Origin of the sequence: Paracoccus pantotrophus, assembly GCF_008824185.1 — a bacterium.
GTDB lineage: Bacteria > Pseudomonadota > Alphaproteobacteria > Rhodobacterales > Rhodobacteraceae > Paracoccus > Paracoccus pantotrophus.
The window spans coordinates 1,721,485-1,747,898 of record NZ_CP044426.1; the positions used below are offsets into that span (position 1 = coordinate 1,721,485).

Genomic DNA, 26,414 nt, shown 5'->3' on the forward strand with positions numbered 1-26,414 from the left:
TGAGGTAAACTTAACCTACACGCCATGACGCCTTGGCTGCAAGTGTTGCAGCGAGCCATCAAGTTCGAGGAACCCAACGTGATCCACTTCCGACACGCGCAGTTTCATGTGAACCCCAAGTTCAACGACCCCGCCCTCTTCGGAGGCACCTTCCAGATCGCCGTAGCGAACGACGAACAGTATGCGCCGTCTCCAGCCCATTGATATCGTGGGTTTCCTGCGAGCTGCGTAGGAGCGAGCCTCTTTGTGGTTTTCTGCAAGGGGGCGATGGTGGCGGATGGTGGCGACGGGTTCGTTGGTCGTGTCGAGGTGGTTCGTCGGACGCGGGGGTATCGGCGCTGGCCTGAGGCGGTGAAGGCCCGGATCGTGGCGGAGAGTTTCCAGCCCGGGGTGCGAGTTGTGGATGTCGCGCAGCGGCATGATCTTGCGCCGCATCAGCTCTCGGACTGGCGGCGCCAGGCGCGACAGGGGCTTCTGGCGCTGCCGGCGGATGCCATGGAGGCGGTAGGCGCGACCGTGGTGCCGGCGTTCGTGCCGGTGTCGGTAGATGACGAGGTGGATGCCTCGCCTGATGCCGCGCGCGGTGCCGAAGGGGTCGTCGGAATCGAGATTGGCGACGGAATTATTGTCCGCGTGCCGGGCGACGTGTCGGCGGAGCGGGCGGCGGCGCTTGTGCGTGCGCTGCGCAGGTCGGCATGATCGTCGCCGGGCAGCGGCTGCCGATCCTGGTGGCGACCCGACCGGTGGACTTCCGTTGCGGTCATCAGGCGCTGGCACTGATCGTTCAGAACACGCTGCGGCTCGATCCGCATTCCGGGGTGATGGTGATCTTCCGATCGAAGCGCGGCGACAGATTGAAGATCCTGGTGTGGGACGGCACCGGCATGGTGCTGGTGTATAAGGTCCTGGAGCAGGGCAAGTTCGCCTGGCCGAAGGTTCAGGACGGGGTGATGCGGCTGTCACGGGCGCAATGCGAGGCGCTGGTCGAGGGCCTGGATTGGCGGCGGGTGATGGCGCAGCGGGTGACGGTGCCGACTGCGGCGGGGTGACTCAGGTCGTCGTTCCGGGCGTTGTTTTGTTGGGCTTCCCTGCCGGGATCGGATAGAAAGGGCCATGTCGCAGCCCCTCGATCTGAGCCGCTTTCCTGACCTCCCGCCCGAGGTGGTGGCGGCCTTTGCAGCGCAGCACGAGGCGCTGGAGGCCGCCCGGTTCGAGGCCTCGGTCGAACGCGCGGCACGCCAGCACGAGCAAGCGGTGGTGGCCGAGAAGGAGGCGTTCATCGCCGAGCTCAAGGAGCTGGTGGTGACGCTGGAAGGCCAGATCCAGCAGTATCGCCGCGCGAAGTTCGGGCCGAAGTCCGAGAAGCTGGACCCCGCCCAGCTGGACCTGGCACTGGAAGACCTCGAGACTGCCATCGCCGAGACCGAGGCGCGCATCGCTGCGGTCGAAGAGAAGATCGCCGCCAGCACGCTCGATCCCGAGAAGAAAGCTCGGCGTAAACCGCGCAAAGCCCGGGCGCTGCCCGAAGGCCTGCCGCATGTGGAGCGGGTGGTCGAGCCCGACAGCATCGCCTGTCCTTGTGGCTGTGGCGACATGGTCCGGATCGGCGAGGACCGCAGCAAGCGGCTGGATTGCATCCCCGCGCGGTATCAGGTGATCGTCACGGTGCGACCCAGATACGCCTGCCCCAAGGGCCGGGCCGGTGTGGTGCAGGCAAAAGCCCCGGCGCATCTGCTCGAAGGCAGCTGGCCTACCGAGGCGCTGCTCGCGCAGATCGCGGTCGCCAAGCATTCTGAACACATGCCCTTGAACCGGCAGTCGCTGGTCATGGCCCGGCACGGGGTGCCCATCGACCGCTCGGTGCTGGCCGACTGGATGGGCCGGACCGGCGCGCTGATCGCGCCCGTGGTCGAGCGCATGACGGTGCTTCTGAAGACCGGCGGCACCCGCCTCTATGTCGACGAGACCACAGCCCCGGTCCTGGACCCAGGGCGCGGCAAGACGAAGACCGGATATCTCTGGGCGGTGCTACGCGACGATCGCGGTTGGGGCGGTCCCGCCCCGCCCGGCGTGGTGTTCCACTATCGCCCGGGCCGCGCCGGCGAGAACGCCGACGAGATCCTCGACGGGTTCGACGGGACGATTCAGGTCGACGCCTATGGCGGCTACACCCATCTGGCCAAGCCCGACCGGAAGGGCGGCAAGCCGCTTGCGCTGGCGTTCTGCTGGTCGCACGGCCGCAGGAAGCTCATCGCGGCCAGACCGAAGGCCGGCTCGCCCATTGTCGACGAGGCGCTGGCGCGCATCGCCGCGCTCTATCGGATCGAGGCCGCCATCCGCGGCAAGGATGCCGGCCTGCGCCGCACCATCCGGCAGGAGCAGTCCCGCCCCCTGGTCGATAAATTCTTCGCCTGGCTCGCCGCCCAGGCCGACCGGACCTCGCGCAAGTCGGATCTCGGCAAGGCCCTGCACTACATGCTGCGCCGCCAGGACGGCTTCCGGCTGTTCCTCGACGATGGCCATGTCGACATGGACTCCAACCTGGTCGAGAACGCCATCCGCAGCCCGGCCATGAACCGCCGCAATGCGCTCTTCGCCGGCCACGACGAGGGTGGCCGCAACTGGGCCCGCTTCGCCAGCCTGATCGGCACCTGCAAGCTGAACGACGTGGAGCCTTACGCCTACCTGCGCGATCTCTTCACAAGCATCGCCACCGGCCACCTCGACAAGGACATAGACGCCTTGATGCCATGGGCCTACGCGGCAGCGACCAAGACCTCACAATGAGCACATCCGGGACTCCCGGCTGAGCTCATTGTGAGCTTCACTAACCGGCACTCGCCCCCCAACGCACCCAACTCGCGCTCCCAAGCGCACCCCAAATCCCAATGGGACGGAGACGGCGCTTACGACGAACAGGGAACGACCGTGATCGAAGAGGGGATGCTGCCGGGCGTCCCCCTATTCCGCCCGGTCCAGCGCAACGAAGATCAAAGCAGGATCAACGCCCAGCGCCCGGCAAACGTGCAAAAACTCGATGATGTCCAGCCGCCGCTCATAGCCTTCTACCTTGGCGACAAAGGATTGAGGGCGGCCCAGCCGGTCAGCGAGCGCCTGCTGCGTCAGTCCGGCCTTCTTCCGCGCAGATCGGACGGCGTCGATAAGCGTGCGATACTCTTCGTCGTAGATGCTCTTCGCCAACCGCACATTCCTTGACCCGGCGTGCGGTAGTGGTTAATCCCAGAAAGGAATTATCCCATTTTCAGGATGATAGCTAGCTGGCAACATACCGCCCTACGGCAAGGAACCGATGATATGACCACAGAGACCGGGACAGGCACTGGCACACCCAAGCGTGGCAAAGGCGCACTTCAGATCGTCGCACTACTCGCCATCCTGTATGCTGCGGCATCTATCCACATGGCCCTTGCTGGCCTTCTGTTCGTTTGCGCGCTTCATCATGACATACCGCGCCCAGAACGGCTTCGGCGGCACGAACGTAGAGCGCGCCGTCGGGTCATTCGACAACACGACCTGCGACGCGCGTGTCGAGATGATCGAATGAAGGAGGGGCAATTATGCTGAAGCTGCGAACACTCTTCGTCGTCCCAGTTCTTCTGCTTGCCGCGTCGCCAGATTACGGAACAAATCGGCCTCGCAGTCATCAAATTATGGGTGCAATTGGGCCGCTGCAATTCCGCTAGATATTTCTCGTGCCGCGACAGCTAGGATAGCGAGAACAACCCCAAAAGGAGCCATGTCGCCCTCTTCTGCGGAGCATCTGCGCTCCGCATCTCGGGCAAGATGGCGTCCCGGTAGTCGCATGAGGTCTGGGCGTTGGCGAAGCAGGTGGATTCGCTGCAACGGGCGACGGCACGGGGCGCGGTGTAGCCGTAACCTTGAGTGCGACCTTGGAGGACGGAACACTCGCCCCGAGCAATCTCAAGTCCTGTTCCGCCCGCGCCCGCTCCTCAAGGGCTTGCATCAGCGCCGTATCTCCCCGAACCCGCGAGGGCAGCGCATCCAATCGCGGTTTAGCAGTGCGAAGCGTGGTCAGGCCGCCACGGATAGAGGATTCGAGCTTCACCTTCTGGGTCGCATACTTCGACCGAAGCGCACGCTCGTCGGTTACGTCCTGTGCGTTCGACGCGGGATTATAGCGGAACCTTGCCTCGTGCGCTTTCCGCCATTTCACCAGCTTTTGGGTCATGACCTCGCCGAAACCCGGCACGGCTCGGACTGCGGACCAATCCACATCGGCAGCGGTCTCAATGCCGAAAGAAATCAGTGTCGCAGTCTTGGCAGGCCCTATGCCAGAAATATTCGCCCGTCGCACCTGAAACTGATCGAGGTATGCCGCACGCTGGCGAGCCTCACGAGTGGATTTGAAGTTGCGCAGTTCCCCGGCAAGGTCATCGTCGATTCTCTTGTATGCCGCGATTTCCGCATCCAGATCGGCGCGAACCTGCACAATCTCTGTCAGGTTGCTCCGGCGCATGAAGGCGTCAAGCTCGGCCTGCACCCTGCTATCGGCCTTCTCGAACCGATCTACAAAGGGACGTTCCGACACGTTCCGGTCGCCGAATCTCACCACCCCCCAACCAGCAAGCCCGAGCCAAAGGAACCAGACCGGAGTTGCAAAGATAAGTCCGGCAGCGGCACCCGCGACCATCAGAAGAGCCGTGAGGGCATGACCGCGCTTCGCGTTCTTTGCTTCTTGCAATGCCGAACTAGGGCCGGGCGGAACAGAAATGGAAAGCGACAGGACTTCCGATGCGGTCGGCAAGCGGAATGCCAGAATCTCCCGTATCGCCTCTTCCGTGCCGCGCACATCGGTCGGAATGTCCGAGGTAACGGAAGACAGGTCCGGGAACATATCGAAGCCGCCTCTCGCGGCCAGACTGCACCAGACGCACCCCTTGGTGTTGCTTGGGTAATAGTGCGACTTCACCTTGCCGCAGCGGCTCAAGGAGCCTTCTAGTTTCGTGAGCGCATCCACCCATTCCGACGCACTAGGCCGGGACGAGGCATTCAGCCCAAAGGCGCGCTCAAAAGCTGAACGGATAGGAGCCGGGAACAGATCAAGGGGCAGAGCCCCGGGCGGCGGGCTGGTCTGTGTTTCGGATCGGCGAAGCATGGAGAACGCGAACCTGTTTTGGGCAATAGACTCGCCCATCGACAAATCCGGTCCCTTGTAAACCCCTGCGTAGGGGTGCCGCCCCATGAAGAGAAGGTGAAAGATCGCAACCGCCAGACCGAAATTGTCATGCTGAATCGTCCGCGTGACGGTGCCGAGGTTGATGCCATGAAGCTCGGGCGGGGTGAAATCCTCCACCCCAACAAGGCAAGGATAGGTCTTGCCGTTCAAGCTGAACTGAAAGCTGTCCGCGTCGATCAGCGCGACGGTTGCCTCCTGCGACACCAGCACCCCCGAGTGGTTAAGATCACCGATGACACATCCGGTCTGATGCACCTTGCCAACAGCGCGCGCGACATTCAGCGCCGCCCGCACGACGAAGCGATAATCGGCTTTCGGAAAATGGCGCTGCCGAGATTTCGGGCTGTAAAGCTCATGCAGAGGGCGGTATCCCGACACGAGGCGCATCAGGAATCCGAGGAACTTGCCGCTCGGATCAGTCGCTACCTCCCCCGGATAGGCGACAAGATCGGTCTTGGCGGCAAGGCCACCGAGGACCATCGCCCGCACCTTCCTTTCGCGGGATGCCCGAAGACCGGCACCGTAAATCTTCACCGCTTGCCCGGCCCGGCCAGTGATTGCGAAAACCTCGCCCTCTCCGCCGCCGCCTATTCTCTCGCCAAGCTGAAACCGCGATGTGCCGACCATAATCTCCCGCATGGTCACGCACCCGACAGGAGAACCAGCGTTTTATCATCGTCGGTTCGTTCGCAGACGGAAGGTCCGGCGAGATAGCTCCGCAGCTTTCTGGATAGCTCCGGGAGCTTCCCCGAGGCGAGGGCGCTATCGATGGGGCGCATCATAGGATTGAAGAACCCGGGGTGTGCCCGTTTGTCCATGACAGAAAGCGCCAGATCGCCAACACCATCGGAGAACAGAGCGAAAGCGTCATGCCGCCGCTCTTGCCGGATGATGTTCAAACGGGGCTCGGGATCATCGGTGACGAAGAACGTGGTCGAGGCATATTCCCCGTTTTCAGGCCAGCAGACCGCATCCCAATCCGATCCACAACGCCCGACAATCGCGCTATCCCCAATGTGCAGAGCAAGAATTTCCGTCGGTGCAATCAGAAGGGCCGCCAATGTCGCTGCGAACTGCCGGGGCGAAGTCTCCCGCCGATCCGCCGCCATCGAAATCCGATCTCGAATCTCGTCAATCCAGTCTTTCAGCATATCGTCATCCGGCAGAGCCGCGCTTTCATAAAACCATTCCCGGAATCGAACCTTGAGCACACGGCAGGTAAGCCATGCGCCGGAGAATCCGAACTTCGCGCTCCCGGCCCCATCCGACACGATGGAGAGCACGCATCCTTTGCCGACGGCCGAAACGGTAAAGGCATCTTGCAGCCTGTCACCTGATCGGATGTGCGACGTGCCTATCTCGGACGCGGCCGCCCAACGCCACCCCATTCCGATTAACCTGCGACCGCCCAACCGTCGGGTGCGGTCGGGTTCGCTAGTGCAACCTGATCCCCGGGGTTCGATTGCGACACAGCGCTAAGAGAACTGGAAAGCCATTTGAACAGTTCCTTGAACGCAAGCCCCTTGAGCTTGAGCGGCTGCCGTGTGGCAATCTGCGAGAGGACGCCCATATCAGCACCCTCCACACCCACGGCATAAAACATGAACTCCTTGCGTTCTTCCCCGTCATGGACACGGCGCTTCGCCTCGTTCCAACTATCGGTCGGTGCGCCGTCAGTAATCAGGAAAACCCAAGGCCGGAAAATCTTGAGGCCATTCGCCCGGATATGGTCCTTGCGGGTGCGCAGCATATCCAAGCCCGTGACAATCGCCTCGCCCAACGGGGTTGCGCCAGTCGGTTGCAGCGTTTCGGGGTAGAATTGATCCACGGTGGCAAACTCGTGCCGCACCTCCACAGGGCCGAAAGTCACCATCGCCAGTTCGACGCGCTTTGCAGCGAGAGAATCCCCCATAAGTTCTTGACGAAGCGTAGCAAGCCCGTCGTTCAACTCGGAAATAGGCGCACCGCTCATGGAGCCAGACGTATCCAGCAGCAACAGGACCGGGCATCTCGGTTCGGGATTCTCGGCAAGCTGTGCGTCGAAAAATGGTTCCTGCTCAAAGTCGGTCATCGCCAATCCTGCTTCCTTTAGGTGATCTTTCCCGTGCTGTAGGGATAGCCATAGCATAGCGATGGCGAATATGAAGTCTCTTCAAGCGCCGTAACAGCAGGTTTCAGGATCACGGAGCCGTTTTTTGCAGAGTAAATTGCCGACCCGCGCAACCTGTCGCCATTGGCTGGGCAGAGGGTTCGTACACAATGGCAGAAAAACCAGACAAGGAGCGGAGGACGTTATAAAATCCTTTATATTCAAATCATAACACACTTCCACATGCCTTCACACACCTTCCGCTCCCTCCGCGACATCGAGAATTTCGGCAGGGTCCGCCTTTCCAAGAGCTTCTACATGCGCGACTTCCTGCACAGCGAGATCAGCCAGTTCGAGGGAATTCCCAACCTGCCATCTGATCCCGAACTCGCCATCCGTGCCGGGAAGCACCTCTGCGAAGACCTGTTGGAACCGCTTCAGGACACCTTCGGGCGCATTGCCATCCGCTCGGCCTACCGATCCGCTACTATCAATGACCTCGGGCACCGGAAGGGCTACGGATGCGCCAGCAACTGGCGGAACTTCGCACGACACATCTGGGACGTCCGGGACGAAAACGGCGCATTCGGGGCCACGGCCTGCATCGTCATCCCATGGTTCGCTGATCGCTACGCGGCGGGCGAGGACTGGCGGGCGCTGGCATGGTGGATACATGACCACCTGCCCTATTCCGAGATGTGCTTCTATCCGCGCCTCTGCGCGTTCAACATCGCATGGCATGAACTGCCCAACGGCGCATTCGGGGCCACGGCCTGCATCGTCATCCCATGGTTCGCTGATCGCTACGCGGCGGGCGAGGACTGGCGGGCGCTGGCATGGTGGATACATGACCACCTGCCCTATTCCGAGATGTGCTTCTATCCGCGCCTCTGCGCGTTCAACATCGCATGGCATGAACTGCCCAAGCGAATCATCCGCAGCTACATCGACCCAAAGGGCGTGCTGAAAACTTTCGACACGCCCAGTTCCACCGCCTCCCACGCTGACTGGTATCGCCATTGGGGAGAGCGATATTTGCAACCCGTTGCACCGAGGTGAGAGTGCCAACTTTCGACACGCGCAGTTCCAGACTTCCGACATGCGCAGTTCCTGTAAAGCAGGATACCCGATCTGGGGAGGAGACCCTTGCAGCCCCAACGAAGACCAGAAACGTGACCAGCCTTGCCGTGATGATGGGACAGGTGTGGGGACAAGACGAGAGGTCTCTCGGAAAATTCCGCGAAAACATTATCTTATGCGGATTTTCTGGTGGAGCCGAGGGGAATCGAACCCCTGGCCTCATCATTGCGAACGATGCGCTCTACCAACTGAGCTACGGCCCCATCGGCGTGCTATCTCGCCCAAGCGCCGGGGCTTGTCAAGGCCGCTTTCGCGGCTTTTCGCAAGCCCCCGCAAAGACCCCCGCCCGAACAGGGCGGGGCAGGTGCATCACTCGGCCGCCTCGGCATAATCCGCAACCGGCGGGCAGGTGCATACCAGGTTGCGATCGCCATAGGCATTGTCCACCCGCCCGACCGGAGGCCAGTATTTGTCCACCCGGAAGGCGCCCGGCGGGAAGCAGCCCTGCTCGCGCGAATAGGCGCGGTCCCAGTCGGCGACCAGATCCTCGACCGTATGCGGCGCGTGGCGCAGCGGGCTAGCCTCGGCGCCGATCCGGCCCTCGGCGATCTCGGTGATCTCGTCGCGGATGGCCAGGAAGGCGGTGATCAGACGGTCGATCTCGGCCTTGGTCTCCGATTCGGTCGGCTCGACCATCAGCGTGCCGGCGACCGGCCAGCTCATCGTCGGCGCGTGGAAACCGTTGTCGATCAGCCGCTTGGCGATGTCGTCCACGGTCACGCCATGCTCTTGGAAAGGCCGCATGTCCAGGATGCATTCATGCGCCACCCGGCCGCGATTGCCCATGAACAGCACCGGATAGGCGCCGGCCAGACGGCTGGCAACATAGTTCGCGTTCAGGATCGCGACCCGCGTCGCCTGGGTCAGCCCCGCGCCGCCCATCATCAGGATATAGGCCCAGGAGATCAGCAGGATCGAGGCCGAGCCCCAGGGCGCCGCCGAGACCGCGCCCGACCCCGTCCGCGGGTCGGCGGGCAGGAAGGGCGCCAGATGCGCCTTGACCCCGATCGGCCCCATGCCGGGACCGCCGCCGCCATGCGGGATGGCAAAGGTCTTGTGCAGGTTCAGGTGGCTGACATCGCCGCCGATCTCTCCGGGCTTCACCAGGCCGACCAGCGCATTCATGTTGGCGCCGTCGATATAGACTTGGCCGCCATGCTCATGGGTGATGCGGCAGACCTCGCGCAGGGTGTCCTCGAAGACGCCATGGGTCGAGGGATAGGTGATCATCACCGCCGCCAGCCGGTTGCCGGCCTTCGCGGCCTTGTCGGCGAAATCCTCCAGGTCGATATCGCCGTTCGGGGCCGATTTCACCACCACGACCTTCATCCCCGCCATCTGCGCGCTGGCCGGGTTGGTGCCATGCGCGGAAACCGGGATCAGGCAGATATCGCGATCCTCGCCGCGCGCCTTGTGATAGGCGGCGATGGTCAGCAGGCCGGCATATTCCCCCTGCGCGCCGCTGTTCGGCTGCAGCGAGAACGCGTCATAGCCGGTGATCTGGCACAGCTTCTCGGTCAGGTCGGCAAAGACCTCGTGATAGCCGGCGGCCTGGTCCTCGGGCGCAAAGGGATGCAGCGCGCCGAACTCGGGCCAGGTGATCGGCATCATCTCGGCCGCCGCGTTCAGCTTCATGGTGCAGCTGCCCAGCGGGATCATCGCCCGGTCCAGCGCCAGGTCGCGGTCCGACAGGCGGCGCATATAGCGCATCATCTCGGATTCCGCCCGGTTCATGTGAAAGACCGGGTGGGTCAGGTAGTCGCTTTCGCGGATCAGCGCCTCGGGGATCGCCGGCGCCTGGGCCGGCGCGGCCGGATCGCTGATGCCGAAAGCGTCCAGCACCCGCGCGATCACGCCCGCATCCGTGGTCTCGTCGACCGAGATCCCGACCCGGTCGCGCCCGACCTGGCGCAGGTTGATGCCGCGATGCCGGGCGGCGGCCAGGATCCCCGCCTGCCCCACGCCCACCCGCACGGTGATGGTGTCGAAGAATGCCTCGGGCTGGACCTCGGCCCCGGCGGCGCGCAGGGCATCGGCCAGCGTCACCGCGTTCAGATGCACCCGCTGGGCAATGGCGCGCAGGCCCACCGGGCCGTGGAACACGGCGTAGAAGCTGGCCATCACCGCCAGCAGCGCCTGGGCGGTGCAGACATTCGAGGTCGCCTTCTCGCGCCGGATATGCTGCTCGCGGGTCTGCAGCGACAGGCGATAGGCACGGTTGCCCTTGGCATCGATGGACACGCCGACGATGCGGCCGGGCATGGCGCGCTTCATCTCGTCGCGGCAGGCCATGAAGCCGGCATGCGGCCCGCCATACCCCATCGGCACGCCGAACCGCTGGGCCGAGCCCACGGCGATGTCCGCTCCCATCGCCCCCGGCTCCTTCAGCACGCAAAGCGCCAAAAGGTCGGTGGCCATGATCGCCACCGCGCCCGCCGCATGCAGCGCGGCGATCTCGGCGGTATAGTCCCGGACCTCGCCGAAGGTGCCCGGATACTGGAAGATGGCGCCGAAGACCTGCGAGGGGTCGCAGCTGCTACCGCGGATGATCTCGATGCCCAGGGGCGCGGCGCGGGTCTCGATCACGGCAACGGTCTGCGGATGCAGGTTCTCGCTGACGAAGAAGGCGCGGGCCTTGGACTTCGCCGCACGCTGCGCCATGGCCATGGCCTCGGCAGCGGCGGTCGCCTCGTCCAGCAGGCTGGCATTGGCCACCGGCAGCCCGGTCAGGTCCGCGACCATGGTCTGGAAGTTCAGCAGCGCCTCCAGCCGGCCCTGGGCGATCTCGGGCTGGTAGGGGGTATAGGCGGTATACCAGGCCGGGTTCTCCAGGATATTGCGCTGGATCGCCGGCGGGGTCACGGTGCCGTAATAGCCCTGCCCGATCAGGCTGGTCATCACCTTGTTCTTCGCCGCCACCTCGCGCATGCGCTGAAGCAGCGCCGCCTCGGACAGCGCCGGCCAGTCCAGGGCCTCGGCCTGCCGGATGCTCGCCGGCACGGTCTGGCCGATCAGCTCCTCCAGCGTCTCGGCGCCCACGACCTTCAGCATCGCCGCCATCTCGGCCGGAGAAGGCCCGATGTGACGGCGATTGGCGAAATCGTCGGGATTATAGTCGGTCGGGGTCCATTTACCCATCACTGGCCTCGATGCGTCAGAATGTTCACAAGCATTGCCTTCGGGATCGTACGGGCCGGGAACGCCCCGCCTTTCTCCGTTTTCCAAATACCCTCGGGGGTCCGGGGGGCGAAGCGCCCCCGGCTTCCGCCGGGCCGCAAGGCCCGGCAGCTTCAGCCGATCAGCGCCTGGTAGCCCGCCTCGTCCAGGAAGCCGGACAGGTCGACCGAGGCCGGCTTGATGCGAAAGAACCAGGCCGCCATCGGATCCTCGTTCACCGCGCCGGGCGCATCGGGCAGCGCCTCGTTGACGGCGGTGATGACGCCGGCGACCGGGGCCACGATGTCCGAGGCCGCCTTGACCGATTCGATCACCACGATCTCCTCGCCCGCCTCGACCTCGCGGCCGACCTCGGGCAATTCGACGAAGACGACGTCGCCCAGCTGCTCGCTGGCATGCGCCGTGATGCCGACGACGATCTCGTCGCCGTCCTGTTTCAGCCATTCGTGGTCTTCGGTATATTTCAGCATGCCTGGCCTCTCAGCGCTTGTAGCTCGGTTTGTGGAAAGGAAGCGGAGTAATCGTCACCGGAATGCGCTTGCCGCGCAACTCGGCCCAAAGGGTCGCGCCGGGGACAAGCCCGGCGGGCAGGATCGCCATGGCGATCGGCCCGCCGACCGAGGGGCCGAAACCGCCCGAGCAGACCGTGCCGACCGCCGCGCCGCCCTCGGCCACGTCGAAGATCTCGACCCCCTCGCGGATGGGCGCACGACCCTCGGGGCGCAGGCCCATGCGGCCGCGGGCGGGGCCTTCGGCCAGTTCCTTCAGGATCGCCTCGGCGCCCGGGAAACCGCCCGCGCGCGCGCCGCCCGCACGGCGGACCTTGGGGATCGACCAGCCCAGCCCGGCCTCGCCCGGCAGGGTCGAGGCATCCATGTCATGGCCGTAAAGCGGCATCCCGGCCTCCAGCCGCAGGCTGTCGCGGGCGCCCAGCCCGATGGGCGCCACCTCGGGCTCGGCCAGCAGCGCCTCGGCGAAGGCGACCGTGCGATCTCCGGGCACGGAAATCTCGAACCCGTCCTCGCCGGTATAGCCCGAACGGCTGACCCAGAGCGTGGCGCCATGCCAGTCGAACTCGGCCACGTCCATGAAGCGCATCGCCGCCACGCCGGGCACCAGCCGCGCCAGCACCGCCTCGGCCTCGGGCCCCTGCAGCGCCAGCAGCCCGCGATCCGTCACCGGCTCGACCGAGATGCCGGCGGCTTCCAGCCGGCGCAGATGGGCGATGTCCTGCTCGGCGCAAGCGGCGTTCACCACCAGCAGCAGGTGGTCGCCCTTGTTGGCGATCATCAGGTCGTCGAGGATGCCGCCCGCGTCATTGGTGAACAGGCCGTAACGCTGCCGGCCCTCGGCCAGCCCGGTGATATCGGCGGGCACCAGCCTCTCCAGCGCCTCGGCCACGCCGGGGCCGCGCAGGATCACCTGGCCCATGTGGCTGACGTCGAACAGGCCGGCATGGGCGCGGGTATGCAGGTGCTCGTTCAGCACGCCCATCGGATATTGCACCGGCATTTCCCAGCCGGCAAAGGGCACCATCTTCGCGCCGCGCGAAAGGTGCAGGTCGTATAGCATCGTGCGCCGAAGCTCGGCCATGGGCATCCCCTGTCTTGCGGACGGACCGATCCCGCCCGGTTAGATGCCCCCTCTGTCCCTACCCCGAAACGGGGGCGCCTGAGATCGTTATCCCTTCGGCGGGCGGCATCTGCCGCCTCTCTCCAGAGCGTACATTGGAAAACGGTCCCTTTGCCTGAGAGATTCCCGGGGCGGTTGCTCCTTCGGCCCTGGCATTTCGCCAATGTCTCCCGATTTCCGACCTTCGTCGTATCCGGGCGGCAGGATTCTGGCAAGAGCCTTCTGTCGCCCGGTTTTTCAGACCGTGACGTTCAGCGCGCCCCCGTCCAGCAGGATGTTCTGCCCGACCATGAACCGCGCCTGCTGGCTGCACAGGAAGGCGCAGGCGGCGCCGAAATCCTCGGGCCGGCCATAGCTGCGGGTCGGAATTGTCGCCTCGCGCCGGCGCCGGGCCTCGTCCAGGTCGATGCCCTCGGCCCTGGCCACGCCCGAATCGAGGCTCACGGCGCGGTCGGTGGCATGGATGCCCGGCAGCAGGTTGTTCACCACCACGCCATGCGGCGCCACCTGCCGCGACATGCCGGCAACAAAGCCGGTCAGCCCGGCGCGGGCGGTGTTCGACAGGCCCAGCACCGCGATGGGCGAGCGCACCGATTGCGAGGTGATATTGACCACCCGGCCCCAGCCGCGCTCCATCATGCCGGGCACCAGCGCCTGCATCAGCGCGATGGCGGTCAGCATGTTGGCGTCGATGGCCTTGATGAAATCATCGCGCGACCAGTCGGTCCAGCTGCCGGGCGGCGGGCCGCCGGCATTGTTGACCAGGATGTCGGCCTGCCCGCCCAGGGCCTCCAGCACGGCGGCGCGGCCCGCCTCGGTGGTGATGTCGGCGGCGACCGGCGTGACCGAAACGCCGTGCCGCGCCGCGATCTCCTGCGCGGCGGCCTCCAGCGTCTCGGCGCCGCGGGCGTTGACGACCAGATCGACCCCGGCCTCGGCCAGGGCCTCGGCGCAGGCCCGGCCCAGCCCCTTCGACGCGGCGCAGACAAGGCCCCGCTTGCCCCTGATCCCCAGATCCATGGCTTCCCTCCTGTTCAGCTTGCCGCCAAGGAAGCGCGGGGCGCGCGGATTGTCCAGTTCAGAAGCAGAGGATCTCGGCCTCGGCCTCGGCGCGGCGGAAATTGGCGACGATGTCGTTGACGGCGATGCCCTGGCGAAAGATGCCGGCGCGCTCGCCCGGCGTCTGGCGCATGGCCAGCACCGTCTCGGCCTTGACGTAGTCTTCATAGGGCAGGATCTCGGCGATCTGGTCGATGGCGCAGCTGCACCGCTCCAGCATCTCGCGGGTCTGGCCGTTCGTCGCCATGCAGACGAAGACATAATCGGCCCGCGCATTGGTCGGATAGTCGTTTATCGCCTGCGCCCCGGCCATGCCGGCCGAAAGCGTCAGGGCTGCCGTCAGGGTTGCCCGCATCATTTCAACACCATCTCGCTGTGATAGGCCGGCCGTCCGCCGGCCAGCGGGCCGGTCCCGGCCTGCATGCGCCGGATCGGCCGCTTCGGATCGCCCAGGGTAAAGCGCAGCTCCAGCGTGTCGAAGCCGGCCATGCGCCCGCGGTTCTCGTCCTGTGCGAAAGGCGCGAAGACGGCGACGGTCGCCCCGCCCTCGCGCCGGACCTCGCCGCCGCGGAACAGCGCGTCCTTCAGCCGGTTGCGGATATAGAACGGGCTGCCGCCGGTCAGCGCCGCCATGTCCCGCGCGGTGGTTTCCAGAAAGAAGATCAGCGCCGGATCGCCGCCCGAGACCGGGAAGGGGCCGATCCTGCGGGTGATGCGCGCCGTCTGCTCGGTCAGTTCCAGCGCCGGCTGGCCGTCCGCGGCGTCGGGGACGGCGGCCAGTGTCACGGTGCCCGCGCCCGCGGGCGCAAAGCCCTCGGCCTCGGGCCCGGTCTGGCGCAGCGTCCAGACCAGCGGTCCCTGCGACAGATCCCAGGGGCCGCGCTCGGCAAAGACCAGGTCGCCCGCCTCGCTCGCCGCAAGCGGGCCGGCCAGCAATCCGATCAGCGCCAGGGCTTGCAAGACTTTCATCCCGGTCCTTTCCTCCCTGTCTGCGACCCTGCCCCCGTCCGGGCCGCGGCGAAAGCCCGCCGCCGGCTGCCTGCTGCTTTGGTCTTAGGCCAGCATCCGCTGCAGCATGGCTTGCAGATCCTCGGGGCGCACGGGCTTTTCCAGCACCGGCACGCCCATCTTCTGGCAGGCGCTGCCCAGTTCCGGCCCCCGTCGGGCCGAGACCACGATGGCCGGCACCGCCTGCCCCGCCGCCTTGCGCAGGGCGGCGATGGCCTGCAGGCCGGTATCGCCGTTGTCGAGGTTATAATCGGCGATCACCACGTCCGGCGGCTCGTCGCCCATCTGCGCCAGCGCCTCGGCAATGCCGCCCGAGACGCGGGCCACCATGCCCAGCCGGTCCTGCAGCACCAGTTGCAGGGCGCGGCGCATGGCGTCGTCATTCTCGACCACCAGCGCCACCCGGCCGCGCAGATGCGGGCCCTGGCCGGCGCCCTCGGGCCGCGCGGCCTCGCATCCCGGCGCCACCAGCGGCAGGCTGACGCGAAACACGGTGCCGCGCCCCGGCTCGCTGTCCATGGCGATGGGATGGCCCAGCTTGGCGCAGGCGCGGCGCACGATGGACAGGCCCAGCCCCATGCCCGGCACCCCGCCGTCGCGCCCGATGCGCTGGAATTCGTCGAAGATGCGGGCGCGGTCGGCGGCGGCGATGCCGATGCCGGTGTCGTAGATCTCCAGCCAGGCGCGCTCGCCGCGCTTGCGCACGCCGACCAGCACGCCGCCGCGGTCGGTATACTTGATCGCGTTCGAAACCAGGTTCTGCGCGATGCGCCGCAGAAAGGTCGGATCGCTTTCCACCACCACCGTTGTCGGCGCAAAGCTGAGCCGCAGTTCCTTGGCCTCGGCCATCGGCGCATATTCGACGGCAAGGCGGCGAAACAGATCGCCCAGATCGACCGGCTTGCGCTGGAACTCGATACGCTGGCTGTCCAGCCGCGAGATGTCCAGCACCGCGTGCATCAGCTCCTCGACCGATTCGAAGGCGCCGGTCAGGCGGCCGGTCAGTTCGCGCTGGAACTCGTCCAGCTGCGTGTCCTTCAGCGCCGAGAGAAACAGCTTGGCGGCGGACAGCGGCTGCAACAGGTCATGGCTTGCCGCGCGCAGGAAACGGGTCTTGGAGCGGTTGGCCTCCTCGGCCGAGGCGCGGGCGACGGCCAGTTCGCGGTTGCGCTCCGACAGGTCGGCCAGCGCCTGTTCCAGCTCGCGGGTGCGGACCTGCACCTCCTGCTCCAGCGCCACGGCGGCCTGGAACATGGACCAGGCCGAGCCGCGGCTTTCCTCCAGCCGGTCGATGCGCTCGACCAGCACATCGGCGATGCGCGTCAGCTTTTCGACCCGCCGGGCGGGAGGATCGTCGTCGCGCAGGAACATGGCTCAGCCCGGTTCGGGCGGCATCAGCGCCATGCCGACAAAGGTCTGGTTCACATGCATGCCGCTGTGCTGCTCGCCATAGGTGTTGAAGCCGGCGACGCGATAGCGCGCCAGCAGTTCCGACATCTGCCCGTCCATGCCGGCGCGTTCCAGCGCCAGCCGCCGCAGCACGCAGTCGAAGCCCAGCACCATCAGCGGCGGCCGCGGCAGCGCGTCCAGCGCCTCGGCAAAGCCGCGCGTCATGTCCATCGCCCGGCCCAGCGTCAGGATGTTGCCTGCCTCGATCCCGGAAAGAAGCTGCAAGCCGCCCTCGGGGGTGATGGCGCGGATGGCGCGGACGTGATGGCGCCGCCCGGTGCGCAGCAGCAGGGGATGGCGGGCGAATTCCGTGGGCGTCAGCGCCTCGACCGGGATGCCGGCCAGCCGGGCATATTCCTGGGCCGCCGGCTCGCCGTTCAGCTCCGTGATGACGCGGTTGTGGCGGTCGGCGGCCGTCACCACGGCGCGGCGGTCGGTCGGGCTGAAATGCGAGAACGAGACCTCGGCCGCCGCCAGATCGGTCTCGACCAGCAAAAACAGCGCCGCGCCGGGATGCGCGGTACCGTCGACCATCTGGCAGGTCGGCTCGAAGCGCATGCCCTCGGCGCTGGAGCCGCCGACGATGGGCAGGCCGGGGATCGCCGCATCCAGCGTCGCGGTCAGCACGTCCTCCTGCCGGGCCAGCGCATCGGCCAGCAGCACGCCGAAGCTGGAGCGCCGCAGGTCGGGGCGGAAATCGGCGTGAAAGCGGCGCAGCGTCGCCATCCATTCCGACACCGGCACCAGCGCCTGGTCGCGCAGCACGCAGACCCCGACCCGGAAGCTGGCCGAGGGAAAGCCCAGCGCCGTCACCGTCCGCGCGCAATAGCCGGCGGGGCCGATCTCGCCGACCGAGGAGCAGCCGACGACCCGGCAGCCCTCGCCCAGCAGCTCGCGCAGCGCGGCGCCCAGGGCGGGCAGCCCCTCGGCCGGCATGCCGAACAGCAGGACCAGCGCCGGGCGCAGGGGCGCCATGGCCGCGGCGATGCGCCGGGCGGTATCCGCGCCGGTGGCAGGCACCGAGACGGCGATGGGCGCGGGCGGCGGCACGGCCGGCTGCGCCCCGGACCGTGCGCCCGGCCAGGGTTCGGGCGAGGCCGCGCTCATGCCGGTTCGAACAGCCTGACGCTGTTGGCCAGCAGCACCGCCTGGGTGCGGCGCCGGGCGTTGATCTTGGACATGATCGCGGTGATATGGGTCTTGACCGTCGCCTCGGCGATGGACAGCTCGTAGCTGATTTCCTTGTTCGCCTTGCCCTGGCAGATCAGCCGCAGGATCTTCATCTGCTGCGGCGTCAGCGTGGCGAAGCGGCGGGCCAGTTCGGCGCGGGCCGCGTCCTCCTCGCCGGCATGGTCGGGCTGGTAGCTGTCGGGCGTCACCCGCTCGCCCTCCCACATGCGGCGCAGGCTGTCCACCAGCGCCTCGCGGCCCAGCGACTTGCTGATATAGCCCTGCGCCCCGGCCGCCATCGCGGCCGAGATCATGGCGTTTTCCAGGTCGGCCGAGATCATGGTGATCGGCACGTCCGGGATCTGGCGGCGCAGCGTCACCAGCCCCTCGGCACCCCTGGCATCGGGCAGGTTCAGGTCCAGGATCACCGCGTCGGGCGCGCCCTGGTTGCGGATCTGTTCCAGCGCGGCGGCAAGGCTGCGGGCAGTGCGCACGTTCCTGAGCCCGAAGCTGATCTTCAGCGTCAGGGCCAGCGCGTCGCACATCAGCGGATGGTCGTCCACGATCAGGATCTCGCGGACACGCTCTGCGGAAAGCCTTGGCGATGCGGCGCGGTCCTGCGACTGCATTTCGGCTGAGGCCATCGTTCTCCTCCCCAAGAAACGATAGTGGGTCGGGGCCTTGGCCGCCGACCTTTACGCATCCATCTTAAGACCGCCACCCGCTGGCGCAAGCCCGTTGGACGGCAAGGCCGGTTTCGGGCTACGACTTCGGTTGTATTGGCCGAAGCAGGGGCCCATGGCAATTTGACCGGGGCCAAGGGGGAAATCACCATGCCGTTCAGCCGCAGAATCGCCTTGCTGGCGGGGGCCGCCGCCTTGGCCGGGCTGGCGCGGCCCGCCTTCGCCCAGGACCAGGCCCCCGCGATCCGCGTCGGCACGCTGGAAAACGGCACCGTCGCCTGGGAGATCGAGACGATCCGCAGGGGCGGGCTCGACATCGCGAACGGCTTTCGGCTGGTGCCGATGATCCTGGCCGGCAATCCCGCCACCCAGGTCGCCATGCAGGGGGCCGAGGTCGATACCATCGTCTCGGACTGGTTGTGGGTGGCCCAGCAGCGGGCGCGCGGCACCGGCTTTCGCTTCCTGCCCTATTCGACCGCCGTGGGGGGCGTGATGGTGCCGGCGGACAGTCCCGTGCAGACCCTGGCCGACCTGCATGGCAAGAAGATCGGCATCGCCGGCGGTCCGGTGGACAAGAGCTGGCTGATCCTGCGTGCCTGGTCGCGCGAAAAGCTGGGCGCGGACCTGGCCGAGGTGACGCAGCAGGTCTTCGGCGCGCCGCCGATGATCCTGAACGCGGCCGAGACCGGCGAGGTCGATGCCGCGATCAACTTCTGGCATTTCCAGGCCAGGATGCAGGCGCAAGGCATGCGCGAGATCATGTCGGTCGAGACGGCGGCGGGCGACCTGGGGCTGGACCCCTCGACGCCGCTTCTGGGCTATGTGCTGCGCGACGACTGGATCGCGGCCAACCCGGCGCTGGCAGCGGGGCTGGCGCGCGCCTCCCGCGCCGCCAAGGATCTGCTGGCCCGGGACGATGCCGCCTGGGACGCGCTGCGCCCAATCATGGAAGCCGCCGACGATGCCGAGTTCGAGGCGCTGAAGGCCGGCTGGCGCGCCGGCATCCCCGCGCCCGGCCCAGTCGATGCCGCGAACGCGCAGAAGATGTTCGCCACCATGGCCGAGCTTGGCGGCGAGGAACTGACCGGCGGGCTTGCCACCCTGCCCGAAGGCCTGTTCTGGTGGCCGGAGTAGCCCTGCCTTGGCCGGACCGCCCAGATCTCCTGCGCTGCGCCCCGGTCTCGTGCCGGGGGTGCTGTCGATCCTGGCCATGCTGCTGGTCTGGACCCTGGCCTCGCAGCTGACCGACCGGCCGCAGACCCTGCCGGCGCCCTGGGACGTGGCGGCGCGCATCGGCCGGCTGGCCGCGACCGGGGAGCTGTGGTTCAACGCCGGCATGACCCTGTTCCGCGTGGTCGCCAGCTTTGCGCTGGCCATGGCGGCGGGCATGGCGCTGGGGCTGTGGATGGGCCGCAGCCGCGGGGCCGACCAATGGCTCAACCCCGGCCTCATCATCCTGCTGAACGTGCCGGCGCTGGTCGTCATCGTGCTGTGCTATATCTGGATCGGGCTGAACGAGACCGCCGCCATCCTGGCCGTGGCGCTGAACAAGATCCCGGTGGTCACGGTGATGATCCGCGAGGGCACCCGCGCGCTGCGCCCCGACCTCGACGACATGGCCCGCGCCTTTCGCATGCGGCCCTGGGCGCGGCTGCGCCATGTGGTGCTGCCGCAGTTGGCGCCGCATGTCGCCGCCTCGGCGCGGGCCGGGATCTCGCTGATCTGGAAAATCGTGCTGGTGGTCGAGTTCCTGGGCCGCTCGAACGGCGTCGGCTTCAAGATCCACCTGCTGTTCTCCAGCTTCGACGTGACCGGGGTGCTGGCCTGGGCGCTGGCCTTCGTCGCCGTCATGCTGGCCATCGACCTCCTCCTGCTGCGGCCATGGGAGAGCCGCGCCAACCGCTGGAGGCAGGATGCGGCTTGATCTGGACGCCAAGTCCTTCGGCCCGCGGCAGGTGCTGGGCCGGCTGGCGCTGTCGGTGGCGCGGGGCGAGCGGCTGGCGATCCTCGGCCCCTCGGGCATCGGCAAATCGACACTGCTGCGCATCCTGGCCGGGCTGGACACGGATTATCGCGGCCGGCTGGAAGGCGCCGACCATCTGGCCGTGGTGTTCCAGGAGCCGGTGCTGCTGCCCTGGCGCGACGCGGTGGCGAATATCACCATCCCGACCGGCTGCGGCGCGGCCACGGCGCGGGACTGGCTGGCGCAGGTCGGGCTGGCCGGGCATGAGACGAAATTCCCGCGCCAGCTTTCGCTGGGCCAGCAGCGGCGGCTGGCGCTGGCCCGCGCCTTCGCCGCCGGGCCGGACATCCTGCTGATGGACGAGCCCTTCGCCTCGCTGGATGCCGATACGGCGGCGCGGATGCTGGCCTTGACCGATGCGCTGCTGACCCGCAGCGGCGCCGGGCTGGTGCTGGTCACGCATGACCCGGCCGAGGCCCTGGCGCTGAAGGCCCGCGCCCTGCACCTGGGCGGCGATCCGGCGCGGCTTCAGAAGGACTGATCCCAGGCCCGGCCCTCGGTATCCTCGGCATGGACCGTCACCGGCCCCTGACCTGGCGCATGGGCAAAGCGGAACACCGGGTCTTCGGAGATCGAGATCCCGGCCTCCATGGTGAACAGCGGCGCCTCGCCCTGCTTCACCTCCAGCGTCTGGATGAACTCGGCCGGGATGGTCAGCAGCGTCACCTGGTCGCGTTGCAGGCCCGAGAAATTCGGGTGCCGGATCATCAGCGTGCCGATCCGGCGCCCGTCCCCTTCGGACTGGCGGAAACGCATCTCGCCCATGGTGGCGCGCACCTCGTCCATGCTCTTGCCCGCCGGCGCCGCGCAGCCGCCCGAAGCCTTGACGAAGCGCCCGGCCATGACCTTGCGCCCATCCTCCAGCGTGGCGATGGCGCGCAGGTCGGAATAATTGTCCACCCGCACCCGCACCTCGAAATCCAGCGGCATCAGCGCCGCGCCAAAGGTGAACTCGGCCGCGACCGGGGCGGGATTGCCGTCCACCACCAGCGCCAGCGACCGGATCGCCGGCGCGCCGGGCGGCTGGGTGATGCGCACCGGCACCAGCGCCGGATTGTCGGCCCGCGGCGGCGCGTCGAGGTCGAAGATCGCCGGATCGACCGGCGGCTCCTCATCGGTACCGATCACGGCAAGCCGCATGTCCTCCCACAGGGCAGAGGGCTGCAGGGGATTGGCGACCTCGCCCGCGAGCGCCCCCGGCGCCAGCATCATCGCGGCAAGCAGGCAAGCCAGCCTCATCCCCGTTTCTCCCTTGTCATGCGGCGATAGACCAGCACGGTCGAATCGCTCGCCGCCTCGGCCTCGGCCGCGGCGCGCAGCCGGGCATGCAGGGCCGAGCGCGAACAGACCGGATCGGTGGCCCGCGCATCGCCCGCCAGCGCCATGGCCTGGCAGCGGCAGCCGCCGAAATCGATCTCACGCCGCTCGCAAGAGGCGCAGGGCTCGGGCATCCAGCCGGTGCCGCGAAAGGCGTTGAAGGCGGCGCCGTCGTGCCAGATCCGCGCCAGGGGCACCTCGCGCACGTTCTCGAACACCAGGGTTTTGATGGTCTGGGCGGCGTGGCAGGGCAGCACGGTGCCGTCCGGCGCCACGTTCAGCCCGGTCGAGCCCCAGCCGCCCATGCAGCTTTTCGGGAATGCCGCCAGATGGTCGGCGGGCACATAGTCGATGACCATGCGGCCCTGCAGGCGCCGGCGCGCCTCGTCCACCACCTCGCGCGCGCGGTTCGCCTGCGCCTGCGTAGGCATCAGCGGCCGGCGGTTCAGGTCGGCCCAGCCGTGGAACTGCACGGTCGCGACCTCGATGCGCCGGCAGCCGAACCGCTCGGCAAGGTCGATCATCTCGGGCAGGCGGTCGAGGTTCTGGCGATGCACCACCGCGTTCAGCGTCAGCGGAAAGCCGATGGCGCGGACCCATTCCGCAACCTGCATCTTGCGGGCGAAGCTGCCGCCATAGCCGCTGATCCAGTCGGCCATCTCGGCATCGATGCCTTGCAGGGACAGCTGGATGTGATCGACCGCGCCGTCCAGTTCGCGCAGCCGCGCCTCGGTCAGCCCGATGCCCGAGGTGATCAGGTTGACGTAAAGCCCGGCATCGCGGGCCGCGGCGGCGATCTCGGCCAGGTCGCGGCGCGAGGCGGGCTCGCCGCCCGACAGATGCACCTGCAACACGCCCAGATCGGCGGCCTGGCGGAACACCCCGGCCCATTCCGCCGCCTTCAGCTCGGCGCTGGCGCGGGTCAGCTCGACCGGGTTCGAGCAATAGGGACAGGCCAGCGGGCAGCGATGCGTCAGTTCCGCCAGCATGGCCATGGGCAGGCCGACGCGGACCGGGTTGCCGTCGATATCGCGGGGGGCGGGATCGTCTCTCATGCCGGCCCTCCCGCTTCGCCGTCCAGAAACACCATGCGCCGGTCCGCCAGGTCGCGCAGGAAGTCCTGCACATCGCCCTCGATCTGCTCGGGCGGCGCGTCGTAGCGGGCGCAGAGCGTCGCGATCACCTCGGCCAGGCTGCGCTTGCCGTCCAGCTCGGACAGGATGGCATGGCCCACCGGATCGAGCTGGATCACCCGCTCGGGCGCCAGCAGCACGCGGATGCCGCGCACGCGGTCGTCATGCAGCCGCACGCCCCGCGGCAGATAGGGCACCGCGGCCCCGCTGATGCGATCCGCGGTCATGAGGCCCCCGCGGCCTCGGGGGCCGGCTCGGGGATCGCCGCGTCCAGCAGCCCCTCGCCCGGACGCCAGGCGCCGGGGGGGATGTTGCCCTGGACATAGCCGTGCCACAGCGCGTCGAGCTGCGCCCAAAGCACGTCGGTCTTGAAGACCAGCGCCGCCGCCGCCGCATCCTGCTTTTCCAGCGTATCGGCATGGTCCAGCACGTAGTTCAGCCCGAACTCGACATCCTTCGGTGCCTCGGTCAGCCGGTTGCGGAAATAAGCGAGGCTGGCGTCGTCGGCGAAATCGTAATGCTTCAGCAACCCCTCGATGCGCTCGGCATGGATCTTGGGCGCGAACATCTCGGTCAGGCTGGCGGCCACGGCATCGAGCAGCGGCATCTCGCGCACGAAGCGGACATAGGCATCGACGGCAAAGCGCGTCGCCGGCATCACCCCCACGCCGCTGGCGACATAATCGGGGTCGAGGCCGACGGCGCGGGCCAGCGCCAGCCAGCGCCGGATGCCGCCGCCCTGATCGATGCCGCCGTCGTGATCCTCGATGCGGTGGCGCCAGATGCGGCGCAGCTGCGGATCCTCGACCCGCGACAGGAAGGCCGCGTCCTTCATCGGGATGCGCGACTGGTACTGCCAGCGGTTGACGACCCAGGCCCGCACCTCGTCGGGCGTGCATTCCCCGCCATGCAGGCGTTTGTGGAACGGGTGGCGGTCGTGGTAACGCTCGGCGCCGATGCGCTTCAGGCGCTCGTGGAACTCGGCGCGGGTCTGGGCGCGGTGGTCGGCAAGTTTCATGGCGCGATCTCCATTCCGTCATGGCCGACCTGCCAGCCCGCCGCCTGCGCCTGCGCACGCTCGGGGCTGGCCGGATCGACCAGCGGGTTCGAATTGTTCAAATGCACATAGATGCGGGCACCCAGCTCCAGCTCGCGCAGCGCCTCCAGGCTGCCGCCGGGACCGGAGACCGGCACATGGCCCATGCGCCGCCCGGTCTTGGCGCCCAAACCCGCACGCAGCATCTCGTCATCCGTCCACAGCGTGCCGTCGAACAGCAGCGCATCCGCCCCGGCGATCCGCCCGCGCAGCCAGTCCGGGACCGAGGCACAGCCGGGGATATAGAAGACCCGCCGGCAATTGGCGGCCAGCTCAACCCCCACGGTCTGCTCGCCCATCAGCTCGGTCTCGACCCGCTCGCCCTCCATGTAGAGCGGCACCTTGCCCGGCACGGCGAACAGCGTGGCGGTCAGGCCCGGCGCCAGCTCGAAGCCCTGCTCCAGCGCCACCTCGTGCCGGGCGACCAGCCGCGGATCCAGCGCCGCCAGCATCGGGTTGGCGGCCAGCACGGCATGGATCGCGGGCGTGGCGAACAGGTGAAACCCCTGCCCTTCGCGCAGGGTCAACAGGCCCGCGACATGGTCGATATCGCCATTCGTCACCAGCACCGAGCGGATCGGAGAACCGCGCAGCCCAGCCGGCCGCAGCGCCGGCGTCGCGGCAAGCTGCTGGCGCAGGTCGGGCGAGGCGTTGACCAGCGCCCAATCCCGACCATTCGCGGAAACGGCAATCCCGCTTTGGCTCATGGCGGGAATGCGTCCGTCGCGCGCGGCTTCGCAATTGCGGCAGCCACAGTTCCACTGCGGAACGCCACCGCCGGCGCCGCTGCCGAGAATCACGATGCGCATGGGAAAGGCTCCGGCAGGCCCGGCCCCCGTCAGCCGGGGACCGGGCCGGGGAATATCGCCGGCGGGCTAGAACAGGACCGGCTCGTCCTCGGCCGGGGCATACATGTTGATTTCCATGCCGCAGGCAATTTCCTTCGGCGCGGGTTTGGTCCAGGCCATGAGTCCTCCTTCTCAAGACAACCGCGGGATGCGGCTTCTGTCGATGCTAAGCCGACCGGGCCGCCAGTCAACACGCCAAAGGTCGTAGATGGCACGGGTCGCGGGCTTGTGTTAGCCTTGCGCCGCGAAAGGAAAGCGGATGTTCCATCTGGTCCTTGCCGCCTGCCTGGCGGCCCAGCCCGCCACCTGCCAGCCCCGCCTGCTGCCTGCCGGCGACGCGCCCACGCGCGAGGATTGCGAGGCGCGCGCCGCCCCCATCGCCCGCGACTGGCTGGCGCGGCATCCCGAACTGACCGGCGGCAGGCCGCGCTGCGTCGAGACCGCCGAACTGCCGGCCCTGAGCGTGCAGGAGGTGGCGGCGGGCATCCATGTGCACCAGGGCGCCATGGCGCAGATCTCAAGGCAGAATCGCGGGCGGATCGCCAACCTGTCCTTTGTCATCGGCGCCGAGACGGTGGCGGTGATCGACGCCGGCGGCAGCCGCGCCGAGGGCGAGGCGCTTTACGCCGCGATCCGGCAAGCGACCGACAAGCCGGTCAGCCACCTGGTCCTGACCCATATGCACCCCGACCACATCCTGGGCGCCGAGGTGTTCTCCGAGGCCGGCGCCAGCATCGTCGCCGATGCCCGCCTGCCCGAGGCAGTGGCGCGGCGCGCGGAAAGCTGGATGGTCTCGACCCCGCGCCAGATCGGCGATGCCGCCTTTGCCGGCACCAGGATCGTCGGCATCGACCAGGCCGTCGCGGCGCCGCAGGTGCTGTCGCTGGGCGACCGGCAGCTGCGGCTGACGCCGGTGCCGGCCGCCCATACCGGCACCGACATGACCGTGCTGGACGAGAAAACCGCCACGCTGTTCACCGGCGATCTGGTGTTTATTGGCCTGACGCCCTCGCTCGACGGCTCGCTGGCGGGCTGGCTCGACTGGATCGCCGCGCCGCCCGACCCCGAGCCGGCGCTGATCGTGCCCGGCCATGGCCCGGTCGCGGAAAGCTGGGACGAGGCGGTGGCACCCGTGCGGCAATATCTGACCGCGCTGCGCGACGCCACGCGCAAGGCGATCGGCGCCGGCCTGCCGCTGTCGCAGGCGATCCCGGCCATCGTCGCGGCGATGCAGCCCGTCTCGGAAGGCTGGGCCGATTTCCGCGACACCACGGCGCGCAACGCCGCCGCGGCCTATGCCGAGCTGGAATGGGAATAGATTGCCTCGCCCGCGCGCCGGTGCCACAACTATGCCGAGCGCGGAAGGAGGAAG

At 67.5% G+C, this 26,414-nt stretch carries 28 protein-coding genes, 1 tRNA gene and 1 riboswitch; of the genes, 9 read left to right on the forward strand and 20 right to left on the reverse strand.

Annotated features, from left to right (window positions below):
* The first annotated feature begins 24 nt into the window (after nucleotides 1-24).
* From ESD82_RS19010 to ESD82_RS19025, 4 genes are all read left to right on the forward strand, one after another.
* Nucleotides 25-204, forward strand: coding sequence for a hypothetical protein (locus ESD82_RS19010; protein ID WP_147427615.1), 180 nt, complete (start codon nucleotides 25-27; stop codon nucleotides 202-204).
* Between the two features lie 63 nt (nucleotides 205-267).
* On the forward strand, nucleotides 268-699 hold the full coding sequence (gene tnpA / locus ESD82_RS19015) for an IS66-like element accessory protein TnpA (RefSeq protein WP_143091340.1): 432 nt from the start codon (nucleotides 268-270) through the stop codon (nucleotides 697-699).
* Nucleotides 696-1,049, forward strand: a complete 354-nt coding sequence (gene tnpB / locus ESD82_RS19020; protein WP_028710877.1) for an IS66 family insertion sequence element accessory protein TnpB — start codon at nucleotides 696-698, stop codon at nucleotides 1,047-1,049. The genes tnpA and tnpB overlap by 4 nt, the downstream gene beginning before the upstream one ends.
* A 64-nt stretch (nucleotides 1,050-1,113) precedes the next feature.
* Nucleotides 1,114-2,787, forward strand: coding sequence for an IS66-like element ISPpa7 family transposase (locus tag ESD82_RS19025; RefSeq protein WP_024844429.1), 1,674 nt, complete (start codon nucleotides 1,114-1,116; stop codon nucleotides 2,785-2,787).
* Between the two features lie 174 nt (nucleotides 2,788-2,961).
* Here the strand turns inward: ESD82_RS19025 and ESD82_RS19030 are convergent, their stop codons facing one another.
* The 4 genes from ESD82_RS19030 to ESD82_RS19045 form a co-directional block, all read right to left on the reverse strand.
* On the reverse strand, nucleotides 2,962-3,201 hold the full coding sequence (locus ESD82_RS19030) for a helix-turn-helix domain-containing protein (protein ID WP_147427614.1): 240 nt from the start codon (nucleotides 3,199-3,201) through the stop codon (nucleotides 2,962-2,964).
* Between the two features lie 499 nt (nucleotides 3,202-3,700).
* Entirely contained in the window at nucleotides 3,701-5,857 is a 2,157-nt protein-coding gene (locus tag ESD82_RS22045) for a topoisomerase DNA-binding C4 zinc finger domain-containing protein (RefSeq protein ID WP_147427613.1), read from the reverse strand.
* Nucleotides 5,858-5,859: 2 nt separating this feature from the next.
* Complete coding sequence (locus tag ESD82_RS19040; protein ID WP_147427612.1) at nucleotides 5,860-6,606, reverse strand: PP2C family serine/threonine-protein phosphatase; 747 nt, start codon at nucleotides 6,604-6,606, stop codon at nucleotides 5,860-5,862.
* A 5-nt stretch (nucleotides 6,607-6,611) separates the two neighbouring features.
* Nucleotides 6,612-7,289, reverse strand: coding sequence for a vWA domain-containing protein (locus tag ESD82_RS19045; protein WP_147428271.1), 678 nt, complete (start codon nucleotides 7,287-7,289; stop codon nucleotides 6,612-6,614).
* Nucleotides 7,290-7,625: 336 nt separating this feature from the next.
* Here ESD82_RS19045 and ESD82_RS19050 point away from each other — a divergent pair, with 336 nt between their 5' ends.
* On the forward strand, nucleotides 7,626-8,366 hold the full coding sequence (locus ESD82_RS19050; RefSeq protein ID WP_147427611.1) for a hypothetical protein: 741 nt from the start codon (nucleotides 7,626-7,628) through the stop codon (nucleotides 8,364-8,366).
* A 208-nt stretch (nucleotides 8,367-8,574) separates the two neighbouring features.
* Here the strand turns inward: ESD82_RS19050 and ESD82_RS19055 are convergent.
* The 10 genes from ESD82_RS19055 to ESD82_RS19100 form a co-directional block, all read right to left on the reverse strand.
* Nucleotides 8,575-8,650: transfer RNA gene (locus ESD82_RS19055), tRNA-Ala, on the reverse strand.
* Between the two features lie 106 nt (nucleotides 8,651-8,756).
* Entirely contained in the window at nucleotides 8,757-11,585 is a 2,829-nt protein-coding gene (gene gcvP / locus ESD82_RS19060; protein WP_147427610.1) for an aminomethyl-transferring glycine dehydrogenase, read from the reverse strand.
* A 152-nt stretch (nucleotides 11,586-11,737) separates the two neighbouring features.
* Nucleotides 11,738-12,094, reverse strand: coding sequence for a glycine cleavage system protein GcvH (gene gcvH / locus ESD82_RS19065; RefSeq protein ID WP_081750479.1), 357 nt, complete (start codon nucleotides 12,092-12,094; stop codon nucleotides 11,738-11,740).
* Nucleotides 12,095-12,104: 10 nt separating this feature from the next.
* Nucleotides 12,105-13,217, reverse strand: coding sequence for a glycine cleavage system aminomethyltransferase GcvT (gene gcvT / locus ESD82_RS19070; protein ID WP_147427609.1), 1,113 nt, complete (start codon nucleotides 13,215-13,217; stop codon nucleotides 12,105-12,107).
* A gap of 132 nt (nucleotides 13,218-13,349) precedes the next feature.
* Nucleotides 13,350-13,439: riboswitch (glycine riboswitch) on the reverse strand.
* 54 nt (nucleotides 13,440-13,493) lie between these two features.
* Nucleotides 13,494-14,276, reverse strand: coding sequence for an SDR family oxidoreductase (locus ESD82_RS19075; RefSeq protein ID WP_024843533.1), 783 nt, complete (start codon nucleotides 14,274-14,276; stop codon nucleotides 13,494-13,496).
* A gap of 58 nt (nucleotides 14,277-14,334) precedes the next feature.
* Nucleotides 14,335-14,673 (reverse strand): hypothetical protein, encoded by a 339-nt coding sequence (locus ESD82_RS19080; RefSeq protein ID WP_024843532.1) that lies wholly within the window; start codon nucleotides 14,671-14,673, stop codon nucleotides 14,335-14,337.
* Nucleotides 14,670-15,284, reverse strand: a complete 615-nt coding sequence (locus ESD82_RS19085; protein ID WP_147427608.1) for a hypothetical protein — start codon at nucleotides 15,282-15,284, stop codon at nucleotides 14,670-14,672. The genes ESD82_RS19080 and ESD82_RS19085 overlap by 4 nt, the downstream gene beginning before the upstream one ends.
* Nucleotides 15,285-15,368: 84 nt before the next feature.
* A complete protein-coding gene (locus tag ESD82_RS19090; protein WP_024843530.1) occupies nucleotides 15,369-16,694 on the reverse strand; it encodes an ATP-binding response regulator in 1,326 nt (441 codons plus the stop codon).
* A 3-nt stretch (nucleotides 16,695-16,697) separates the two neighbouring features.
* Entirely contained in the window at nucleotides 16,698-17,879 is a 1,182-nt protein-coding gene (locus ESD82_RS19095) for an FIST N-terminal domain-containing protein (RefSeq protein ID WP_147427607.1), read from the reverse strand.
* Nucleotides 17,876-18,586 (reverse strand): response regulator transcription factor, encoded by a 711-nt coding sequence (locus tag ESD82_RS19100; RefSeq protein ID WP_024843528.1) that lies wholly within the window; start codon nucleotides 18,584-18,586, stop codon nucleotides 17,876-17,878. Before ESD82_RS19100 ends, ESD82_RS19095 begins: the two co-directional genes overlap by 4 nt.
* 189 nt (nucleotides 18,587-18,775) lie before the next feature.
* Here ESD82_RS19100 and ESD82_RS19105 point away from each other — a divergent pair, with 189 nt between their 5' ends.
* The 3 genes from ESD82_RS19105 (at nucleotide 18,776) to ESD82_RS19115 (ending at nucleotide 21,129) form a co-directional block, all read left to right on the forward strand.
* Nucleotides 18,776-19,759 (forward strand): ABC transporter substrate-binding protein, encoded by a 984-nt coding sequence (locus tag ESD82_RS19105; protein WP_147427606.1) that lies wholly within the window; start codon nucleotides 18,776-18,778, stop codon nucleotides 19,757-19,759.
* Nucleotides 19,760-19,835: 76 nt separating this feature from the next.
* The gene (locus tag ESD82_RS19110; protein WP_374327897.1) at nucleotides 19,836-20,549 is read left to right on the forward strand and encodes an ABC transporter permease; all 714 of its coding nucleotides are present in this window, start codon (nucleotides 19,836-19,838) and stop codon (nucleotides 20,547-20,549) included.
* On the forward strand, nucleotides 20,539-21,129 hold the full coding sequence (locus ESD82_RS19115) for an ATP-binding cassette domain-containing protein (protein ID WP_147427604.1): 591 nt from the start codon (nucleotides 20,539-20,541) through the stop codon (nucleotides 21,127-21,129). Before ESD82_RS19110 ends, ESD82_RS19115 begins: the two co-directional genes overlap by 11 nt.
* Here ESD82_RS19115 and ESD82_RS19120 read toward each other — a convergent pair.
* The 6 genes from ESD82_RS19120 to pqqA all read right to left on the reverse strand — a co-directional run bounded on the left by ESD82_RS19120 (nucleotide 21,117) and on the right by pqqA (nucleotide 25,162).
* Nucleotides 21,117-21,887, reverse strand: coding sequence for a quinoprotein dehydrogenase-associated SoxYZ-like carrier (locus tag ESD82_RS19120; RefSeq protein ID WP_024843524.1), 771 nt, complete (start codon nucleotides 21,885-21,887; stop codon nucleotides 21,117-21,119). The genes ESD82_RS19115 and ESD82_RS19120 overlap by 13 nt on opposite strands.
* On the reverse strand, nucleotides 21,884-23,020 hold the full coding sequence (pqqE, locus tag ESD82_RS19125) for a pyrroloquinoline quinone biosynthesis protein PqqE (RefSeq protein WP_024843523.1): 1,137 nt from the start codon (nucleotides 23,018-23,020) through the stop codon (nucleotides 21,884-21,886). Before pqqE ends, ESD82_RS19120 begins: the two co-directional genes overlap by 4 nt.
* Nucleotides 23,017-23,325, reverse strand: coding sequence for a pyrroloquinoline quinone biosynthesis peptide chaperone PqqD (gene pqqD / locus ESD82_RS19130; protein ID WP_024843522.1), 309 nt, complete (start codon nucleotides 23,323-23,325; stop codon nucleotides 23,017-23,019). The genes pqqE and pqqD overlap by 4 nt, the downstream gene beginning before the upstream one ends.
* Entirely contained in the window at nucleotides 23,322-24,116 is a 795-nt protein-coding gene (gene pqqC, locus ESD82_RS19135) for a pyrroloquinoline-quinone synthase PqqC (protein ID WP_147427603.1), read from the reverse strand. Before pqqC ends, pqqD begins: the two co-directional genes overlap by 4 nt.
* Nucleotides 24,113-25,003 (reverse strand): pyrroloquinoline quinone biosynthesis protein PqqB, encoded by an 891-nt coding sequence (gene pqqB / locus ESD82_RS19140; protein WP_024843520.1) that lies wholly within the window; start codon nucleotides 25,001-25,003, stop codon nucleotides 24,113-24,115. The genes pqqC and pqqB overlap by 4 nt, the downstream gene beginning before the upstream one ends.
* Before the next feature lie 66 nt (nucleotides 25,004-25,069).
* Nucleotides 25,070-25,162, reverse strand: a complete 93-nt coding sequence (gene pqqA, locus ESD82_RS19145; RefSeq protein WP_024843519.1) for a pyrroloquinoline quinone precursor peptide PqqA — start codon at nucleotides 25,160-25,162, stop codon at nucleotides 25,070-25,072.
* A 139-nt stretch (nucleotides 25,163-25,301) separates the two neighbouring features.
* On the opposite strand from pqqA, the gene ESD82_RS19150 reads away from it, so the two are divergent.
* On the forward strand, nucleotides 25,302-26,360 hold the full coding sequence (locus ESD82_RS19150) for a quinoprotein relay system zinc metallohydrolase 2 (protein WP_024843518.1): 1,059 nt from the start codon (nucleotides 25,302-25,304) through the stop codon (nucleotides 26,358-26,360).
* Nucleotides 26,361-26,414 lie beyond the last annotated feature (54 nt).

Coding starts and splice junctions, on each gene's coding strand:
- ESD82_RS19010 (WP_147427615.1), top strand. CDS start 25: ATGACGCCTTGGCTGCAAGTGTTGCAGCGAGCCATCAAGTTCGAGGAA.
- tnpA (WP_143091340.1), top strand. CDS start 268: ATGGTGGCGGATGGTGGCGACGGGTTCGTTGGTCGTGTCGAGGTGGTT.
- tnpB (WP_028710877.1), top strand. CDS start 696: ATGATCGTCGCCGGGCAGCGGCTGCCGATCCTGGTGGCGACCCGACCG.
- ESD82_RS19025 (WP_024844429.1), top strand. CDS start 1,114: ATGTCGCAGCCCCTCGATCTGAGCCGCTTTCCTGACCTCCCGCCCGAG.
- ESD82_RS22045 (WP_147427613.1), bottom strand. CDS start 5,857: ATGCGGGAGATTATGGTCGGCACATCGCGGTTTCAGCTTGGCGAGAGA.
- ESD82_RS19040 (WP_147427612.1), bottom strand. CDS start 6,606: ATGGGGTGGCGTTGGGCGGCCGCGTCCGAGATAGGCACGTCGCACATC.
- ESD82_RS19045 (WP_147428271.1), bottom strand. CDS start 7,289: ATGACCGACTTTGAGCAGGAACCATTTTTCGACGCACAGCTTGCCGAG.
- ESD82_RS19050 (WP_147427611.1), top strand. CDS start 7,626: ATGCGCGACTTCCTGCACAGCGAGATCAGCCAGTTCGAGGGAATTCCC.
- gcvP (WP_147427610.1), bottom strand. CDS start 11,585: ATGGGTAAATGGACCCCGACCGACTATAATCCCGACGATTTCGCCAAT.
- gcvH (WP_081750479.1), bottom strand. CDS start 12,094: ATGCTGAAATATACCGAAGACCACGAATGGCTGAAACAGGACGGCGAC.
- gcvT (WP_147427609.1), bottom strand. CDS start 13,217: ATGGCCGAGCTTCGGCGCACGATGCTATACGACCTGCACCTTTCGCGC.
- ESD82_RS19075 (WP_024843533.1), bottom strand. CDS start 14,276: ATGGATCTGGGGATCAGGGGCAAGCGGGGCCTTGTCTGCGCCGCGTCG.
- ESD82_RS19080 (WP_024843532.1), bottom strand. CDS start 14,673: ATGATGCGGGCAACCCTGACGGCAGCCCTGACGCTTTCGGCCGGCATG.
- ESD82_RS19085 (WP_147427608.1), bottom strand. CDS start 15,284: ATGAAAGTCTTGCAAGCCCTGGCGCTGATCGGATTGCTGGCCGGCCCG.
- ESD82_RS19090 (WP_024843530.1), bottom strand. CDS start 16,694: ATGTTCCTGCGCGACGACGATCCTCCCGCCCGGCGGGTCGAAAAGCTG.
- ESD82_RS19095 (WP_147427607.1), bottom strand. CDS start 17,879: ATGAGCGCGGCCTCGCCCGAACCCTGGCCGGGCGCACGGTCCGGGGCG.
- ESD82_RS19100 (WP_024843528.1), bottom strand. CDS start 18,586: ATGGCCTCAGCCGAAATGCAGTCGCAGGACCGCGCCGCATCGCCAAGG.
- ESD82_RS19105 (WP_147427606.1), top strand. CDS start 18,776: ATGCCGTTCAGCCGCAGAATCGCCTTGCTGGCGGGGGCCGCCGCCTTG.
- ESD82_RS19110 (WP_374327897.1), top strand. CDS start 19,836: ATGCTGCTGGTCTGGACCCTGGCCTCGCAGCTGACCGACCGGCCGCAG.
- ESD82_RS19115 (WP_147427604.1), top strand. CDS start 20,539: ATGCGGCTTGATCTGGACGCCAAGTCCTTCGGCCCGCGGCAGGTGCTG.
- ESD82_RS19120 (WP_024843524.1), bottom strand. CDS start 21,887: ATGAGGCTGGCTTGCCTGCTTGCCGCGATGATGCTGGCGCCGGGGGCG.
- pqqE (WP_024843523.1), bottom strand. CDS start 23,020: ATGAGAGACGATCCCGCCCCCCGCGATATCGACGGCAACCCGGTCCGC.
- pqqD (WP_024843522.1), bottom strand. CDS start 23,325: ATGACCGCGGATCGCATCAGCGGGGCCGCGGTGCCCTATCTGCCGCGG.
- pqqC (WP_147427603.1), bottom strand. CDS start 24,116: ATGAAACTTGCCGACCACCGCGCCCAGACCCGCGCCGAGTTCCACGAG.
- pqqB (WP_024843520.1), bottom strand. CDS start 25,003: ATGCGCATCGTGATTCTCGGCAGCGGCGCCGGCGGTGGCGTTCCGCAG.
- pqqA (WP_024843519.1), bottom strand. CDS start 25,162: ATGGCCTGGACCAAACCCGCGCCGAAGGAAATTGCCTGCGGCATGGAA.
- ESD82_RS19150 (WP_024843518.1), top strand. CDS start 25,302: ATGTTCCATCTGGTCCTTGCCGCCTGCCTGGCGGCCCAGCCCGCCACC.